Origin of the sequence: Oricola cellulosilytica (genome assembly GCF_019966575.1) — a bacterium.
Lineage (GTDB): Bacteria > Pseudomonadota > Alphaproteobacteria > Rhizobiales > Rhizobiaceae > Oricola > Oricola cellulosilytica.
Genome location: NZ_JAINFK010000001.1, coordinates 646,643 through 661,142 on the forward strand (window position 1 = coordinate 646,643; position 14,500 = coordinate 661,142).

Below are 14,500 nucleotides of genomic sequence, written 5' to 3' on the forward strand. Positions count from 1 at the left end.
GAAAGCCAGGCGCCTCGCGGATGTTACTCAACTGTCGAGGGAGACCCCGGCCAGATCGAGCTCGTAGGTCGGATGCTGGTAGTAGTTCACAACCTCGTCAGTATTGAAGTTGAACAGCGACCGCCAGTAAGCCTGAATGATGATGCCGGAATCCTGCAATATCTTCTCGATGTCCACCATCAGTTCGCGGCGTTTGTCGACATCGGCGACGCCGAGCGCCTCGTTCAGCTTCGCGTCAAATTCCGGGTTGGAATAGGCTGCTTCGTTCCACGCTTCGCCCGTACGATATGCGAGAGCGAGAATCTGCACGCCAAGCGGCCGGTGATTCCAGTTCGTGGAGGAATATGGATACTTCGTCCAGTCGTTCCAGAAAGTCGAGCCTGGAAGGACCGTGCGTTTCACCTTGAAACCGGCTTCGCGAAGCTGCGCCGCGACCGCATCCGTGGTGTTCTTGCGGTAGTCGTCGTCGATGGAAATGAGCTCGTGCTCGAAATCCATTTGGCCTGCCTCCTCCATCAACGCCTTGGCGGCCTCGATGTCGCGGGAGATCGGCGGCAACTCCGCATACTCCGGATGGATGGGAGCCACATGGTGATTCTCGGCAACCGTGCCCTGCCCGGCGATGCCGAGCTGGAGAACGACATTGTTGTCCACGGCGAGCTGTAGCGCGTTCCGAACTTTCGGATCGTCGTATGGCGGATTGTTCGTGTTGGTGCGAACAACCACAGTCGCACCGGTCACGGCCTCGTTCTTCTGCAAGCCGAGCCCCTCAAACACTTCAACGAAGTCCCCCGTGGTCTCGTAGTTCGCGTGAATCTCCCCGGACTCGAAGGCAGCGATCTGCGCCGACTGATCCGTGCCGTAATCGATGAACTCGATGCCATCCAGCAGCGCCTCGCCGCCCCACCATGCGCTTTCCCTTCGCTTGTACTCGGCGCGGTTGCCAACCTCAAAGGAGACAAGCTCGAACGGGCCGGTTCCGATTGGGTTTGCCGCAAGCTCGCCCGTCTCTGCATAGGACCGGTGCACGAGCAGAGCCGGATAATCGGCCATGCCGGCAATCAGCGTGATGTCGGGGTTCGGCAGGTTGAGCTTGACCGTGTGGTCATCAACTTTCTCTATTGCCCCTTCCATCGCCGTGTTGGTTTCGGGATCGATAATGACAGCGAAGCGAGACGCCATCGAGTTGCCTTCGACGTCCTTCTCACACCAGCGAGTGAGATTGAAGATGACGTCGTCGGCCGTGAAGTCGTCGCCATTGTTCCATTGGACGCCCTTGCGCACGTTCAATGTGTAAGTCTTGGCATCATCCGAGATATCCCAACTCTCCAGAAGCTTGCCTTCGAATGTGAATTCATTGGTGTATTTGACGAGCGGCTCGAGGAACTGACGTCCGAGATTGCCCATCTGAGACCAGTCGAACGTGCGAGGATCTTTCAACTCGCGAACATCCATCGCGATCCGGATAGTTCCACCCTTCGTGCCCTCCTGAGCCCTGGCGGACGTAGGAGCCGAAAGACCGATCATCGAGTAGGCGATCGCGGTGGATGCACCGAACGTGCTGGCGAGCGCGAGAAACTCGCGGCGATCCATTTTGCCATTTTTCGTGGCTTCCGCCATCTCGACCACATGGTCGGGCATGCGTTCACCACTGCGTTTGAAGAATGCCATCTCATTACCTCCCGGAGTTGGGTACTTCGTCAATCAGCTTTTACCATCGCGTTCACGATGTCAAAACGAGTTGCAGCATGACGCGGCGTCCAAGGATCGTTTTTCCTTGCCCGACATGCGCCACGATAACTTAGCCGGATGAACGGTTAGGCTGGACTGACTCATTTCCCAGCTAGCGGAGGATGTCCGGACATATGGTTCCCGCCGGCTTGCTCCTGACGGATAGTCCGATCCGGCAAGAAATGCCAAGGGTATAATTCCACTGCCGGCTTTTCCGAGACAGTATGTGGGCCAGGATGCCGAAACCGAGCAGGTAGCAAGGATCGTGCAGGGGAATCGCGGGGCTGTAACGGCCACTGCTTTTCGTGTATGGCCGCGCGGAGTCACGCCATACCGATTCCCTTCAAGGCGGCAACACCGGATTTTCCACACAATGGCAGAGCAGACGATCGTCGAAGCATTGCTTCTCGGGATCATCGAGGGACTGACTGAGTTCATTCCGGTTTCGTCCACCGCACATGTCTTGCTGGCCGGGCATTTTCTCGGCTTCGAGTCGACAGGAAAAACATTCGAGGTGCTGATCCAGCTTGGCGCAATCCTGGCCATTCTGAGCGTCTATTCCGCGCGCCTGTTGCGCATCGCGACTAATTTTCCGTCAGACGGCAAAACGCAGCGTTTCGTCGCCGGCGTGCTTCTCGCCTTCCTTCCTGCTGCAGTCGCGGGAGCGCTGGCGCACAATTTCATCAAGACTGTCTTGTTCGAAAGCCCACTGCTGATCTGCATCGTCCTGATCGTCGGCGGAGTCATCCTTCTCGTGGTCGACCGGTTACCATTAAAGCCCTTCTACACCGATGTGACAGACTATCCGCTGAGCCTCTGCTTTCGGATCGGCCTTTTTCAATGCCTGGCGTTGATTCCAGGCACCTCACGATCCGGCGCGACGATCGTCGGTGCCCTGCTCATGGGAACCGATAAGCGCTCCGCGGCCGAGTTCTCATTTTTCCTTGCCATGCCCACCATGACAGGCGCCTTCGCGCTCGACCTGTTCAAGAACCGCGATATCCTGACGGCGGACGACGCGACGATCATCGCGATCGGGTTTGTCGCTGCGTTCATCATCGCGGTGTTCGTGGTACGGTATCTGCTCGACTACGTGTCCCGGCATGGCTTTTGGCTTTTTGCCTGGTGGCGGATCGCGATCGGCGCCGCGGGCCTCGCCGGCCTTCTGCTTGTCGGCTGAGCGCGCCGCTACAGTAGCGAACGACCGAAGGTGCCGCAGCGTTCAGCCGGTGCCGCCATTTTCTGAGGGGGCCGCCGGATTGGTGAACTGTCCGGCCTCCCGGTAGCGCCAAAGATAGGTCGGCAGAATGGCATCGACCGACGCGGGTTTGATGCCGATGGCGTCAAGTGTCCGGCCATCGACGTCCGCTTCGGCAGAGACGACATTGTCGCGCTTGAGAAGTGTCACCTGATCGGTGGTCAGGAGCGGTTTGGGTAGCATCCCCAAAATCCTGCCCTGCATCATCGCCGCCCACCAGGGGATGTTGACGAAAAAGCGCTTGCGGCGAGTGATCTTCAATACCTCCTCGAGACACTCCCTGAAGGTGAGGACCTCCGGTCCGCCAAGTTCGTATATCCGGCCGCCGGCGACTTCGCCGTCGACGGCACGGGCAAAGGCTTCCGCGACATCACCGACATAGACGGGCTGGAATTTCGTCGTTCCGCCGCCGATCAGGGGCAGTGCGGGTGAGAACCGCGCCATGTCAGCAAACTTATTGAAGAAGTCATCCTCCGGGCCGAATATGATTGACGGCCGCATCACGATAGCCCTGTCGCCAAGCGTATCCAGCACCGCTTTCTCGGCGCGCCCCTTCGTCTTCGCGTACTCGGCTTCGCCGTCGACATTTGCTCCGATGGCGGACATATGAACGAGCGGAACGCCTGCGTCCCTGCACGCTTCAGCAACGGCCTTCGCGCCGAATTCCTGGACCGCCGAGAAAGTCTGCTTACCGGACTCGAACAGGATGCCGACGAGATTGATCACCGCATCGGCACCTTCGACGGCGCGGTCAACCGACCAGCGGTGTCTCAGGTTGGCTTGAATGGCCGTGATCTGGCCGACGTCACCGATCGGCTGCAGGTGGATTGCGAGATCGGGGCGGCGCACGGCGACGCGGACGCGGTGACCGCGTTTCACCAAGGCACGCACCACATGGCGCCCGACGAAACCTGACCCGCCAAAGACGGTCACCACTTTCGGGAGATTGGCTTTCTGGGTCATCAGGACTTCGGCCTCGTGCGGGATGGTAGCAGGCGATGCACTACCGCCTTTGATCCGGCAGGTGAAGAAAAAAGTGGGTTGACCGGTGCAAGCGCGGCGTTTCCTCTGATGGATGGGCAGAGGAGCACGCTGTAATGAAACCGGGGATATTCGGAGCTGGCTCGGTCGGCTGTCATGTTGGCGGTGCGTTGGCGGCAGCAGGGATGCAGCCGGTTTTGGTCGGGCGGGCCTCAATGGGCACGAGACTGGCAAACGGGATCAAAGTCACGCGTCATGATGGCTGGTCGCGGGAGGCCGGAGCGAAGGATTTCACATATTCTGACGAACCCGGCGCGCTGGCCGATTGCGATGCGGTCCTGGTATGCGTGAAATCGAACGCGTCCCACGAAGCCGGCGAAAAGCTCGCGGCGACCCTCAGGCCGGGGGCGCTCGTTGTCAGCCTGCAGAACGGCGTTTCCAATCCGACTGTACTGCGTGAGGCAATGCCCGGGCGCACGGTGCTTGGCGGCATGGTCGGATTCAACATAGCCCAGACCGACGGCAACCGCTTCCATTGCGGTACCGAGGGAGAGGTGGTGATCGAGGCAGGCGGCGAAGAGGTGGCACGAGCACTGAACGAAGCCGGGGTTGCGGCACACACGACCGGCGACATCGTCGCGGTTCAGTGGGGCAAGCTTCTACTCAATCTCAACAACGCTGTGAACGCGCTCTCCGACAAGCCATTGAAGGCGCAACTCTCGGAACGGGCCTACCGGCAGGTGCTGGCTGCCGCCATGCGGGAAGGGCTGGCGGTCCTCGCGGCTAACGGGATTCGCCCCGCCAAGGCGGGAAGGCTCGGCCCGCGCATGATCCCGCCGCTCCTGGAAATGCCCGACTGGCTTTTTACGCGAGTCGCCGGTTCGATGCTGAAGATCGACACCGAGGCGCGCTCATCGATGGCAGAGGATCTGGAGCGCGGCCGCCCGCCAGAGATCGACTGGCTGAATGGTGAGGTAACGTGGCTGGGCCGGAAGACCGGCACACCCACGCCGGTTAATGACCGGCTGACCGAACTGGTGAAGGATGCCTTTTCCGGCACCGGGCGCGCCAGATGGAGCGGTGCGGCGCTGCGTGACGCGGTCCTCAGCTAAGCTCCCATTGCGAATTGCGCATGATGGCCAATATCCGGTTCTTCGTTCGTCAGGTTCGCCTTGGCGATCTCCCAGCCGAAGCGAAGCGAGCTGTCGGAGGAGGCCCACACGGAGGCATGGTCGGGCACCAGTTCGAGCAAAGTCATCTCGGGGTCATCCTTGCCCTCGAACCACGCAGCAACGACCGGCGACCAGAAGCGTTCGATATGCCGGGGTGACCTGTTCTCGATCAGCGCCCCTGAGACGCAAGCATGATAGTCCTGATCATCGGATACGACGCACATCTGCGCCTTTCCGGATCCCGCAGCGCGCACGAGCTCGCTGTCGCGCCTAGTGAAGAACCAGACCCGGTTCTCCTCGCGCGCCGCCATCGGCGCCATCGGTTGCATATGCTGTCCGGAGGAAGGAATGCCTAGCATGACTGCGCGGACGTCCTCAATCTCGTCCCACAATTGTTTTTTCGGATCGTTCCTCGCTTCCTTGAGGTCTACCATCAATCGCTCCCATCGGTTCTGCAAAGGAAAATCCGGCGGCGCGCCAAAGGTTCCTTCGCGGCCGTTCGGCACGGCCGGCCTTCGGGCGCTGTGAAAAAAAGCGGGTGCCATTTTTGGCCGAAATGGGAATAATGCCTGAGCCAAGATACCGAAGCCGACACAAGGCGAAAGAAGACGAGGCGACAGACCAATTGCGATGACGGACACTTCGCCCCAGAAACTGCGCATTCTTGTCGTCGAGGACGACGCCCTAATACGGTTGACGACAGTCGACATGCTACTCGATCTGGAGCACGAGACCTTCGAGGCTGCCACTGGCGCCGACGCTCTTTCGATCCTGGAGGAAAAGGACATGGACCTGCTCATCACCGATGTTGGCCTGAGCGAACTGTCCGGCGTCGACGTTGCGCTCGCTGCTGTTCGCCGCAATCCGGAAATGGCGGTAATCTTCGCGACCGGACACAGTTCCGTCGACGGGCAAAAGGAACATGATGAGCTGCGTGGCGCGGTGCTTCTCCCGAAACCGTTCGACATGGATGCACTGGCCGCGGCGATCGTCCAGTCGACGGGTGCCGGCTAGGCATGCGCGATGAGTAAAACGCCATTCCGGTCAGCGAGGCAGAAGGGTCGGTCGCTCCGGGGCAGTGCGGAGGATAGGCGACTTGCCTGATCCGGACTTCCTGGCAGGCGGTGGGCAAATGGGGGCGCTGATGCGGTCCCGTGACTGGTCGGTAACGACGCTCGGCCCCCCCGAAGAATGGCCGCAAGCCCTGCGCACCGCCGTCCGGATTCTGCTCAACACCAAACACCCGATGTACATCTTCTGGGGTCCGGCCCATGCCTGCCTCTACAACGATGCCTACAGCCTCTCGATAGGGCCGGAACGCCACCCCTGCTCGCTTGGGGAACCAGGCCGCGAGGTCTGGGACGAGATCTGGGACATCATCGGCCCGCAGATCGACCAGGTCATGAGCGGCGGCGGCGCCACATGGCACGAGAATGCGCTCGTCCCAATCACGCGAAACGGCCGCCGGGAAGACGTCTACTGGACGTACAGTTACGGGCCAATCGACGACGAAGAGTCCGACACCGGCATCGGCGGCGTACTCGTCGTCTGTTCCGAGACCACGGATGCGGTAATGGCCAACGCCCGCCAGGCGTTCTGGCTCGAACTGGGCGAACGGCTGAGAGAAATCTGCGATCCCCGCGAAATCATGATGACCGCGTCCGAAATGCTCGGCAGGCATTTGAAGGTCGGACGTTGCGGATATGGCGAGGTGGAGGACAACGGTGCATTCGCAACCATCGCCCGCGACTGGACGGACGGCGAAATGCCGAGCATCGAGGGGCGTTTGCGGCTCGACGATTTCGGCCCGGCAATAATCCGGGATCTGCGCAGCGGTCAAACAATCGTACTCGACGATCCGATGGAGGACGAGCGCACGCGCGATGTCATTGCCGCCTTCACGGCTGCAGGGGGCATGCGAGCGGGAATTTCGGTGCCGCTGATCAAGCAGGGGCGTTTCGTCGCGGTTTTCTTCGTCAACCAGACCTTGCCGCGGCGATGGACCGATAACGACTTGCTGCTGGTGCGCGGCGTGGCAGAGAGAACATGGGCAGCCGTCGAGCGGGCGCGCGCCGAGAAGGCCCAGCGTGACGCGGAGGCGGAACTGAAGGCGCTGACCCAGACACTGGAACGCCAGGTCGCCGAGCGCACAGCCGAGTTGGAGGAAAAGGAAGCCCGGCTGAGAACCATCTTCGAGACAAGCTACCAGTACCAGGGGGTACTCGACCTCGAGGGCCGGGTGCTCGATGCCAATGCCAGTTCCCTTGAGGGTATCGGCGCGAAATTGCGCGATGTGGCCGGCAAGCGCCTGTGGAACACGCCATGGTTTACCGGAACACCGGGCATGCCGGAGAACGTGGGCCAGGTTTTTTTCAAGGTCGTCCAAGGCGAGACATTCCGCAAAGAGATGCGCGTGAACCTGCCGAATGGCGGGTGGCGATGGTTCGATTTCGCGATGCGCGCAGTCCGCGACGAAAGTGGCGAGGTCATCGCCGTCGTGCCGGAAGCGGTGGAGACCACGGAGCGCCACCAGGCAGAGGACGCACTGCGCCAGGCGCAAAAGCTTGAGGCGATGGGCCAACTCACCGGCGGCGTGGCGCACGACTTCAACAACCTTCTGACACCCATCGTCGCGACGCTTGACGGTCTGCGCCGGCGTCAGGTTGTGGCGGAGCGCGATCAGCGGCTGATCCATGCCGCACTGCAGGCCGCCGACCGCGCCAAGATTCTCGTGCAGCGGCTGTTGGCCTTTGCGCGGCGCCAACCGCTGAAACCGCAACCGGTCGATGTCGTGCGTCTGGTCACCGAAATGGCGGCGCTCGTGAACAGCACGACCGGGCCGAAAATCAACGTGGTCGTCGAGGCCGGAGACGGCCTGGATGCGGCGATCGCCGACCAGAACCAGCTGGAGATGGCGATCCTCAATCTCGCCGTAAACGCCCGCGACGCCATGGCCGATGGCGGAACGCTGCGCATCTCGGTCTCGCAAAGGGAGGTAAGCGCGGAAGACAGCGCAGTCGCGATGCTGGAGCCCGGCAGCTATATATTGCTGGAGGTTGCCGACACCGGGGAGGGGATGAGTGCCGAAACGCTGGCGCATGCAATCGAGCCGTTCTTCTCGACCAAGGGGGTCGGCAAGGGAACCGGACTCGGTCTTTCGATGGTGCACGGCCTTGCCTCCCAGCTCGGTGGAGCGCTGACGCTCGAGAGCGAGGCCGGCAAGGGAACGACGGCACGGTTGTGGCTGCCGGCGAGCAGGGAAAGACCGGCGGGACGTAAATCCGTTGCGGTGGAGGCGACAGCAAACGGCGTGGGCTTGGTCCTGCTGGTCGACGACGAGGCCTCGGTGCGCGAGAGCACAGCGGAAATGCTGACCGAACTCGGATATATCGTGACCGAGGCCCGGTCTGGCGAGGAGGCCAAGGCGCTCGTCGACAAGGGGTTGCACCCCGACCTCTTGATCACCGACCACCTGATGCCCGGCATGACCGGTTCGGAACTCGCCAGGGCGGTGCGCGAGAAGATGCCGGGAACGAAGGTGCTGATCATTTCCGGCTATGCCGAGAACACTGCGCACGGCCCCGATTTTCCATGGCTCGACAAGCCGTTCCGGCAGGAGGAACTTGCGAGAAGGCTCGCAGAAATCGATGCCGATGGTTGAGCGGCGCATGTAACACAAGGTGAACGGCGCGCAGGAACGAAGGCGGCGGGGCATCGTTCTCCGGTCTGGGATGACACCCAGAACCAAAGGGAGAATGAAATGTCTGAAGCAGCACGCAATTTCGAGAACCCTGAAGTCCGCGAATCGCACGACCTGATCGGCAGCGACAAGGTGGAGGGCACCAAGGTCTATGACCGCAACGGCGACCATGTCGGCCAGATCGAGCGCATCATGCTCGAAAAGCGCGGCGGCCGCGTCTCCTACGCCGTCCTCTCGTTCGGCGGTTTCTTCGGAATCGGCCACGACCACTACCCGCTTCCGTGGGAGAAACTCGATTATGACGAAGATCTCGGCGGATACCGCGTCGACATCACGAAGGAGCAGGTGGAGAGCGCGCCGAAATCCTCGAATGAGGACCGCGACTGGACACCCGATCGCGGCCGCGAGATCTACCAGCATTACGGCGTCGCCCCGTACTGGATCTGATCGGACGACCACGGCCCGGCCATGGGCCGGGCGGTTTGCCCCGTTGCCGCCATGGGGTAGTGTGGGCGGATGACCAAGGACGTCCTGCTTTACGATTTTCCCGCCTCGATCTGCTCGCAGATGGCGCGCCTCGCGCTCGCCGAAAAGGGCGTGACGTACCGCCGCCGGATTGTCGACATCATGGACCGGGCCGAACAGTTCGAGCCCTGGTACACGGCGCTGAACCCGCAGGCGGTGGTGCCGACACTTGCGATCGGCAAGGAAATCGTCACCGACACCAAGGCCATCGTGCGGCGCATCGATGCCGATTTCGACGGCCCGCCGCTGACTCCCGCCGACCCCGACCAAGTGGCGGCGATGAACGAGACCATGGACGCGATCATGGACCTGCACTACGGCGTGCTGCTCTATGCGGGGCGGCTCGACGAGGACCGGAAATCCGACACCGTCGAAGCCCGCGGCAAATTTCTGCGCGCCATGCGGGACGATCACCGCGAGCTGGCCGACGCGCTCAATGCCCGGATCGAAGGCAATGCGCGGCTGCGGCGCATCCTCGCGGACCCGGCAGAGGTCGGCCGCCATGTCGGCGAAGCGCGCGAACTGGCCGAACGGCTGAACGGGGCGCTCGCCGAAAGCGCCTTCGTCGCCGGAGACGCCTATTCGCTGGCCGACACCTTCGCCACGGCTGCGCTGGCGCGGTTCTGCATTCACGGCTTCAACGTCTGGTGGGCGGACGGGAAGATGCCGCATCTCGCCGGCTATTACGCCCGCATGAAAGACCGGCCGAGCTTTGCGGAGGCGGGCGTCGTCGATACCGGCAGCGAGCGCGACCTGTAGGCGCGCATCACGTCCCGGTCAGGTCGGCGAGCCCCTCATGCGGATCGCCCTCCTGCAGATCGGCGCCAAAATCGCGCGCGATCGCCCAGGCCTTGTGGCGCTCGCGGATGCCGATCGCGTGGTTGTAGAGATAGATCGAAAGCAGCATCGCCGATTCGTCCCAGCCGGGGCTGGCGCAGGCGTTCGGGCCGCCGAGCGCACCGCCCCCCAGACACGCCTTTGCCGACCGGCAGGGCTTTTTCGGACACTGCACGTGACATTTCCGCAGGGTGGCGGCATCGCGCCCAGCATGCTGCTCTATCGCACGTTCGTCGTAGACCGGATCGAGCATGCCGGCGGGTATGCGGGTAAAGTTGTAGCAATCGGGGTCGTTGACGATGGGTTCAATGGTCGGGCTGGGTTCCTGGGGTTCGGGTGTGGGATTGCGCTTGGGCATCGAGGCCTCCTGTGCGGGTTGCGGAAATTATCGGGACGGTTGGCGGGAGGTGGAGACGTTCGGGCGCGCTTCTTCGCCACCGCGCTTCATCCCTGAAGCCGGGTTATGTCAAAGAAGCGGAAGACGGGCGGCCCGGGGATCGCTCATCTGATTCTTGTTACGTGCGTTCCACAGGACCGCCCGCTCGGCGTTCTTGCGGCTTCAGTCCCCGCGGCGCCGTCTCCGTGAGAGAGAGGCTTCCCGCCGGTAGAACCCGGGGCCGCTCCACTCACGGAGAAACGCCCAGGGCCGGGCGGGTCGGTGGAGTTTCAATCGCAAGCGGCAAGCCGCTATCCGAATTCTCCCTTCGTAAGCGGCAAGCCGCTGTCCGGGATCCACACGCCACGAACCATCATGCCGCCCTGCCGTGGAGGTTCACCACCAAAACCGCGACACTCCCTCGCGGCCCGACAGGCGCCGTTCCCCTCCCCGGTACCGGTGCGCATCCGGGCTTCCAACGAGAGGACAGCACCGAGAATAAGGGACGCGCGGGAGGTGTTGATAAGTTTTTGGCAGAGAAATGCGAATGCCGCGCGATCTCAACGGGTTGGGCGAAAAGCGGCGAAAAACTTATACACCCCGCGTCGCGAGCGAGATTCGATTTTCGGCTTGCGAAGTCACTCGAAAACGGATGCTCTGGACAGATGGACACCGAACTTGCCCGCACGTTCCTCGAAATCGTCACGTCCGGCAGTTTTCTCAGCGCCTCGAAGCGCCTCCACGTCACCCAATCCACTGTCAGCCTGCGGGTCAAACGTCTGGAGGAGTTGCTTGGAACGCCGGTTTTCATCCGCAACAAGGCGGGCGCGGAACTCACGCCGGCGGGCGAACAGTTCGAGCGTTTCGCGCGGTCGATGCTGAAGGTCTGGGAAGAGGCAAGGTATCAGGTTGCGGTGCCCGAAGGCTTCGAGCGCTCGCTGATCGTCGGCAGCCAGTACAGTCTGTGGCCGAAATTCTCGATGCGCTGGCTGCGCCTTCTGGAACGGCTGATGCCCGATATCGCCCTGCGTGCCGAGATGGGCGTCCCGGACGGGCTGATCCGGATGATGCTGGACGGCGTGCTCGACATCGCGGTGATGTATACGCCACAACTGAGGCCGGGCCTGGAGGTCGAGGTAATCATGGAGGACTCGCTGGTGCTGGCCTCCAGCGATCCGGAAAACGGAGGCGGTCTCGACACCGACTATATCTTCATCGACTGGGGGCCGGAGTTCGTCCAGGCGCACAAGACCTATTTTCCCGACTTTCGCGCATCGCATGTGACGCTCAGCCTCGGAACGCTGTCGGCCCGCTACGTGATCGAGCACCAGAGATCGGCCTATTTCCCGGCGCGCTTCATCGAGGACGAGGTGGAAGAGGGAACGCTGCATGTGGTACGCGACGCGCCGGTGTTTCCGTTTCCGGTCTACGCGGTCTGGCACAGCGAATCGGACACCGAGCTGGTGGAGCGGGCGCTGACGACATTGCGGCGGGTGGCGGGCCGCGTGGAGGAGGATCAGGCGGAGCTGCTGGAGGAAGCGGGCGTGGAGCCGGTCAGCATGGCGCCGCGCCTCGTCGATATTATCGAGGACACCGACCAAGTTCCGACCGGATCAGTCCCAGGCTGAGCGCCTCGGCTTCGCTTCGCGCCAGATGCAGGTCCGGATTGTCCGGCGAACTCTCAGCAAGCCAAACGGGCAGTGGCAGGGAAACGTTATCGTGTTCGACGGTCAATTCCGCGAGGTAGCAGCGCAGGCCATGCACCCGACCGGAAACCGGCAGCGTTTCGCAGAGCGAAATGCGCGCCGTAAACCGGGTCGCGGACCGGCCGGAGAACCGGAAGCTCAAGGACGGCTGCCCGAGATGGGAGTAGACCTGTGCGTCGTGCACCCAGAGAACGCTGCGGCCGAATGCATCGGAGCGGACGTAACGCAGTTCGCGGCCGCAATAGGCGGGGAGACGCAGCGCGCCAACGAAGGGCAGGGCATCCGCGCGTTCCGTGGGGGAGCGGTCAGCTCTCGACGGACCGAAAGTCGCTGCAGCAATCATTCTGCCCCTTCCTTCTGCGTCGAATGCGGCGCTCAGTCGCCGAATCCGAGTGAAAATTTTCGCACCAGGCCGATGCCGGCGGAGAACTGGTCGCGCGAACCGGCGGCGACGATCGGCGAATTCCCGGCATCGCCGATCAGACGGTTCCACGATGCTTCCGCCTCGAGCGCCCAGCGATCGTCGAATTGATAGCGCGCGGCGGTGCCGACGCCGGCGGACTTGAAGCCGCCGGACGGCGCAAACGCGGAGAACGGGCTGGCGGCCGCCTCGCCGGCGGTAACGCCGAAATAGGTGCGCATGTAACGGTCATCGGCAAAGGACAGGCGCGGGCCGGCGCTGACGGTCAGACGTTCGGCCGGGGCGGCGATCATGTCGGCGCCGATTTCGCCGGTGATGCCGTTGTGGCCGATCGCGCCGTAACGCAGATCGCCGAACAGGCGGACGTTTCCGGCGGTATAGCGCAGACCGCCGCCGATCTCGACGGCGGCGTCGACATCGCGCAGGCCGGTCAGTTCCGGCGCGTCCTCAGCCTTGCGGGCGGCGCGATACCTGAACGACGGCGCGGCCGAAAGGCCCTGCCCGTCGCCGCCGCCGAGAGCAAATCCGTTCGGCAATTGCAGATAGCCGAAGCGGATCAGCGGGAAGGGGCGGACCCGATACCGGCTGGAGCCCTCGTAATGCGGCGCGGTAAGCGCGCCCGCTCCGAGCTCGAACTCGATACCGGGGCCGCGCTCGTCGGCCGTGGCGCCTCCCGCCGCCACGGAAAGAGCGGTGGAGAGAGCCACGGCGATCAGCCGCACGCGAGGGACGTGCATGAATGGCAAACGATGCGTCATGACCCTCTCCGTCCCCCAACCGGTTACTGCGCCGCCTGCAGCGAGAGCTGCGAGACCGCGAGCGCCACATTGAGGCCGGTCTGGCCCTCGATGCTGAGCGGCTGCAGGCCGATGTTCTTTTCCTGGCCGCCGACGAGCGCATTGGCTCCGAGGCCGATGCCGAGTGACAGGCCGGTGGATACGCCCGCATATTTGCCGGCAAGCGCGAACTTGCCGATCTCGCTTCCGGCCGGCGTGAACACGATCCACTTGATGTAGGACTTGCCGGTGATGCCGACGTCGAGGCCAAGCTTGTTGATCGTGCCGGTATAGTCCTCGCTGCTGCCGTCCGCCGCAGAGAAGGTGCACTGCATCTTCTTGCTCGATCCGATCAGCAGGCCGATGCCGCCCTCGACTTCGCAATCGAGCGAGCCCACCTTGGTGCCCGTGACCTCGGCGGAGGCGGGAAGGACGGTTGCGGACGCCGCGATCGCGGCTGCTGCAAGAATGTTGATAATGCGCATGAGATGTCTCCTTTTTGAAGTAAATTCCGTTGAAACGGGATCGGTTTGGGGGGATTGCCGGTCAGCGGCATTCCGGCGTCGCGTAGCCGGTGTCCCGGCAGTAGGCTGCGCGGGCGGCCGCCATCATGGCCTCGCCCTCGCGGATGCGGTCTTCTCCGCGATTGACGCGGTTTTCGCCCTTGCGGGCGAGCTTGCGGCCCTCGCGGACATCCTTGCGGCCCGCCTCGATCAGCTTCTCGCCCTTCTTGTAGTCGCCGGCGATGGCGCTCGCCTGTTCGCTGCGCGTCTCGAGCGTCTCGCCGAAGTCGGGCGACGTGGCGCAGCCCGCCAGCAGAAGGGCGAGAGCCAGCATGGACGCCGTCAGTTTTGGTGTCGCGATGGAATGCATCGTATGGACCTCCGAAGTGTGCCGGCGGACCCATAGCCGAAAATTAACTATCGGTATAACGATATTTAATGATAGGTAAGATGAGGATTTTCGATATCTTGCGGAGGCTGGAAGGGCGCGACCGGTCCGCGCGGCAGGCTTTCC

The 14,500-nt window shown here is 62.7% G+C and carries 15 protein-coding genes; 7 read left to right on the top strand and 8 right to left on the bottom strand.

The features are described from left to right. Window positions 1–27: 27 nt before the first annotated feature. Window positions 28–1,671, bottom strand: a complete 1,644-nt coding sequence (locus LC298_RS03075; RefSeq protein WP_131564777.1) for an ABC transporter substrate-binding protein — start codon at window positions 1,669–1,671, stop codon at window positions 28–30. A gap of 433 nt (window positions 1,672–2,104) precedes the next feature. On the opposite strand from LC298_RS03075, the gene LC298_RS03080 reads away from it, so the two are divergent. Continuing rightward, window positions 2,105–2,911: an undecaprenyl-diphosphate phosphatase gene (locus LC298_RS03080; RefSeq protein WP_131564775.1), complete on the top strand. Its 807-nt coding sequence runs from the start codon at window positions 2,105–2,107 to the stop codon at window positions 2,909–2,911. A gap of 42 nt (window positions 2,912–2,953) precedes the next feature. Here LC298_RS03080 and LC298_RS03085 read toward each other — a convergent pair whose 3' ends face one another. After that, window positions 2,954–3,952 carry a complex I NDUFA9 subunit family protein gene (locus LC298_RS03085; RefSeq protein WP_131564773.1) on the bottom strand — a complete coding sequence of 333 codons (999 nt, stop codon included), beginning with the start codon at window positions 3,950–3,952 and terminating at the stop codon, window positions 2,954–2,956. Window positions 3,953–4,086: 134 nt separating this feature from the next. Here LC298_RS03085 and LC298_RS03090 point away from each other — a divergent pair, with 134 nt between their 5' ends. After that, a complete protein-coding gene (locus tag LC298_RS03090) occupies window positions 4,087–5,082 on the top strand; it encodes a 2-dehydropantoate 2-reductase (protein WP_131564772.1) in 996 nt (331 codons plus the stop codon). On the opposite strand, the gene LC298_RS03095 is transcribed toward LC298_RS03090, so the two are convergent. Beyond that, window positions 5,079–5,576, bottom strand: a complete 498-nt coding sequence (locus tag LC298_RS03095) for a pyridoxamine 5'-phosphate oxidase family protein (protein ID WP_131564770.1) — start codon at window positions 5,574–5,576, stop codon at window positions 5,079–5,081. The genes LC298_RS03090 and LC298_RS03095 overlap by 4 nt on opposite strands. Before the next feature lie 196 nt (window positions 5,577–5,772). On the opposite strand from LC298_RS03095, the gene LC298_RS03100 reads away from it, so the two are divergent. The 4 genes from LC298_RS03100 to LC298_RS03115 all read left to right on the top strand — a co-directional run bounded on the left by LC298_RS03100 (window position 5,773) and on the right by LC298_RS03115 (window position 10,126). After that, window positions 5,773–6,156: a response regulator gene (locus tag LC298_RS03100; RefSeq protein ID WP_131564768.1), complete on the top strand. Its 384-nt coding sequence runs from the start codon at window positions 5,773–5,775 to the stop codon at window positions 6,154–6,156. Between the two features lie 82 nt (window positions 6,157–6,238). Then, window positions 6,239–8,803, top strand: coding sequence for a GAF domain-containing hybrid sensor histidine kinase/response regulator (locus tag LC298_RS03105; protein WP_199223165.1), 2,565 nt, complete (start codon window positions 6,239–6,241; stop codon window positions 8,801–8,803). A gap of 99 nt (window positions 8,804–8,902) precedes the next feature. Continuing rightward, complete coding sequence (locus LC298_RS03110) at window positions 8,903–9,289, top strand: PRC-barrel domain-containing protein (protein ID WP_131564766.1); 387 nt, start codon at window positions 8,903–8,905, stop codon at window positions 9,287–9,289. A 69-nt stretch (window positions 9,290–9,358) separates the two neighbouring features. Further along, on the top strand, window positions 9,359–10,126 hold the full coding sequence (locus LC298_RS03115) for a glutathione S-transferase family protein (RefSeq protein WP_131564764.1): 768 nt from the start codon (window positions 9,359–9,361) through the stop codon (window positions 10,124–10,126). A 7-nt stretch (window positions 10,127–10,133) separates the two neighbouring features. Here LC298_RS03115 and LC298_RS03120 read toward each other — a convergent pair whose 3' ends face one another. After that, a complete protein-coding gene (locus tag LC298_RS03120; RefSeq protein ID WP_131564762.1) occupies window positions 10,134–10,562 on the bottom strand; it encodes a hypothetical protein in 429 nt (142 codons plus the stop codon). A 683-nt stretch (window positions 10,563–11,245) separates the two neighbouring features. On the opposite strand from LC298_RS03120, the gene LC298_RS03125 reads away from it, so the two are divergent. Continuing rightward, window positions 11,246–12,208 (top strand): LysR family transcriptional regulator, encoded by a 963-nt coding sequence (locus LC298_RS03125; protein ID WP_131564760.1) that lies wholly within the window; start codon window positions 11,246–11,248, stop codon window positions 12,206–12,208. Here the strand turns inward: LC298_RS03125 and LC298_RS03130 are convergent. The 4 genes from LC298_RS03130 to LC298_RS03145 form a co-directional block, all read right to left on the bottom strand. Next, window positions 12,162–12,629, bottom strand: a complete 468-nt coding sequence (locus LC298_RS03130; protein ID WP_131564758.1) for a hypothetical protein — start codon at window positions 12,627–12,629, stop codon at window positions 12,162–12,164. The two genes, LC298_RS03125 and LC298_RS03130, sit on opposite strands and share 47 nt — an antisense overlap. Window positions 12,630–12,661: 32 nt before the next feature. After that, the gene (locus LC298_RS03135) at window positions 12,662–13,465 is read right to left on the bottom strand and encodes a MipA/OmpV family protein (RefSeq protein WP_131564756.1); all 804 of its coding nucleotides are present in this window, start codon (window positions 13,463–13,465) and stop codon (window positions 12,662–12,664) included. 23 nt (window positions 13,466–13,488) lie between these two features. After that, window positions 13,489–13,968, bottom strand: a complete 480-nt coding sequence (locus LC298_RS03140; protein ID WP_131564754.1) for a DUF992 domain-containing protein — start codon at window positions 13,966–13,968, stop codon at window positions 13,489–13,491. A gap of 61 nt (window positions 13,969–14,029) precedes the next feature. Further along, window positions 14,030–14,356 (bottom strand): hypothetical protein, encoded by a 327-nt coding sequence (locus LC298_RS03145; protein ID WP_131564752.1) that lies wholly within the window; start codon window positions 14,354–14,356, stop codon window positions 14,030–14,032. Between the last annotated feature and the right edge of the window lie 144 nt (window positions 14,357–14,500).

What these genes read in the sequence shown, in the direction of transcription:
- LC298_RS03075 (WP_131564777.1), bottom strand. Translation starts at nt 1,671, where the DNA reads ATGGCATTCTTCAAACGCAGTGGTGAACGCATGCCCGACCATGTGGTC.
- LC298_RS03080 (WP_131564775.1), top strand. Translation starts at nt 2,105, where the DNA reads ATGGCAGAGCAGACGATCGTCGAAGCATTGCTTCTCGGGATCATCGAG.
- LC298_RS03085 (WP_131564773.1), bottom strand. Translation starts at nt 3,952, where the DNA reads ATGACCCAGAAAGCCAATCTCCCGAAAGTGGTGACCGTCTTTGGCGGG.
- LC298_RS03090 (WP_131564772.1), top strand. Translation starts at nt 4,087, where the DNA reads ATGAAACCGGGGATATTCGGAGCTGGCTCGGTCGGCTGTCATGTTGGC.
- LC298_RS03095 (WP_131564770.1), bottom strand. Translation starts at nt 5,576, where the DNA reads ATGGTAGACCTCAAGGAAGCGAGGAACGATCCGAAAAAACAATTGTGG.
- LC298_RS03100 (WP_131564768.1), top strand. Translation starts at nt 5,773, where the DNA reads ATGACGGACACTTCGCCCCAGAAACTGCGCATTCTTGTCGTCGAGGAC.
- LC298_RS03110 (WP_131564766.1), top strand. Translation starts at nt 8,903, where the DNA reads ATGTCTGAAGCAGCACGCAATTTCGAGAACCCTGAAGTCCGCGAATCG.
- LC298_RS03115 (WP_131564764.1), top strand. Translation starts at nt 9,359, where the DNA reads ATGACCAAGGACGTCCTGCTTTACGATTTTCCCGCCTCGATCTGCTCG.
- LC298_RS03120 (WP_131564762.1), bottom strand. Translation starts at nt 10,562, where the DNA reads ATGCCCAAGCGCAATCCCACACCCGAACCCCAGGAACCCAGCCCGACC.
- LC298_RS03125 (WP_131564760.1), top strand. Translation starts at nt 11,246, where the DNA reads ATGGACACCGAACTTGCCCGCACGTTCCTCGAAATCGTCACGTCCGGC.
- LC298_RS03130 (WP_131564758.1), bottom strand. Translation starts at nt 12,629, where the DNA reads ATGATTGCTGCAGCGACTTTCGGTCCGTCGAGAGCTGACCGCTCCCCC.
- LC298_RS03135 (WP_131564756.1), bottom strand. Translation starts at nt 13,465, where the DNA reads ATGACGCATCGTTTGCCATTCATGCACGTCCCTCGCGTGCGGCTGATC.
- LC298_RS03140 (WP_131564754.1), bottom strand. Translation starts at nt 13,968, where the DNA reads ATGCGCATTATCAACATTCTTGCAGCAGCCGCGATCGCGGCGTCCGCA.
- LC298_RS03145 (WP_131564752.1), bottom strand. Translation starts at nt 14,356, where the DNA reads ATGCATTCCATCGCGACACCAAAACTGACGGCGTCCATGCTGGCTCTC.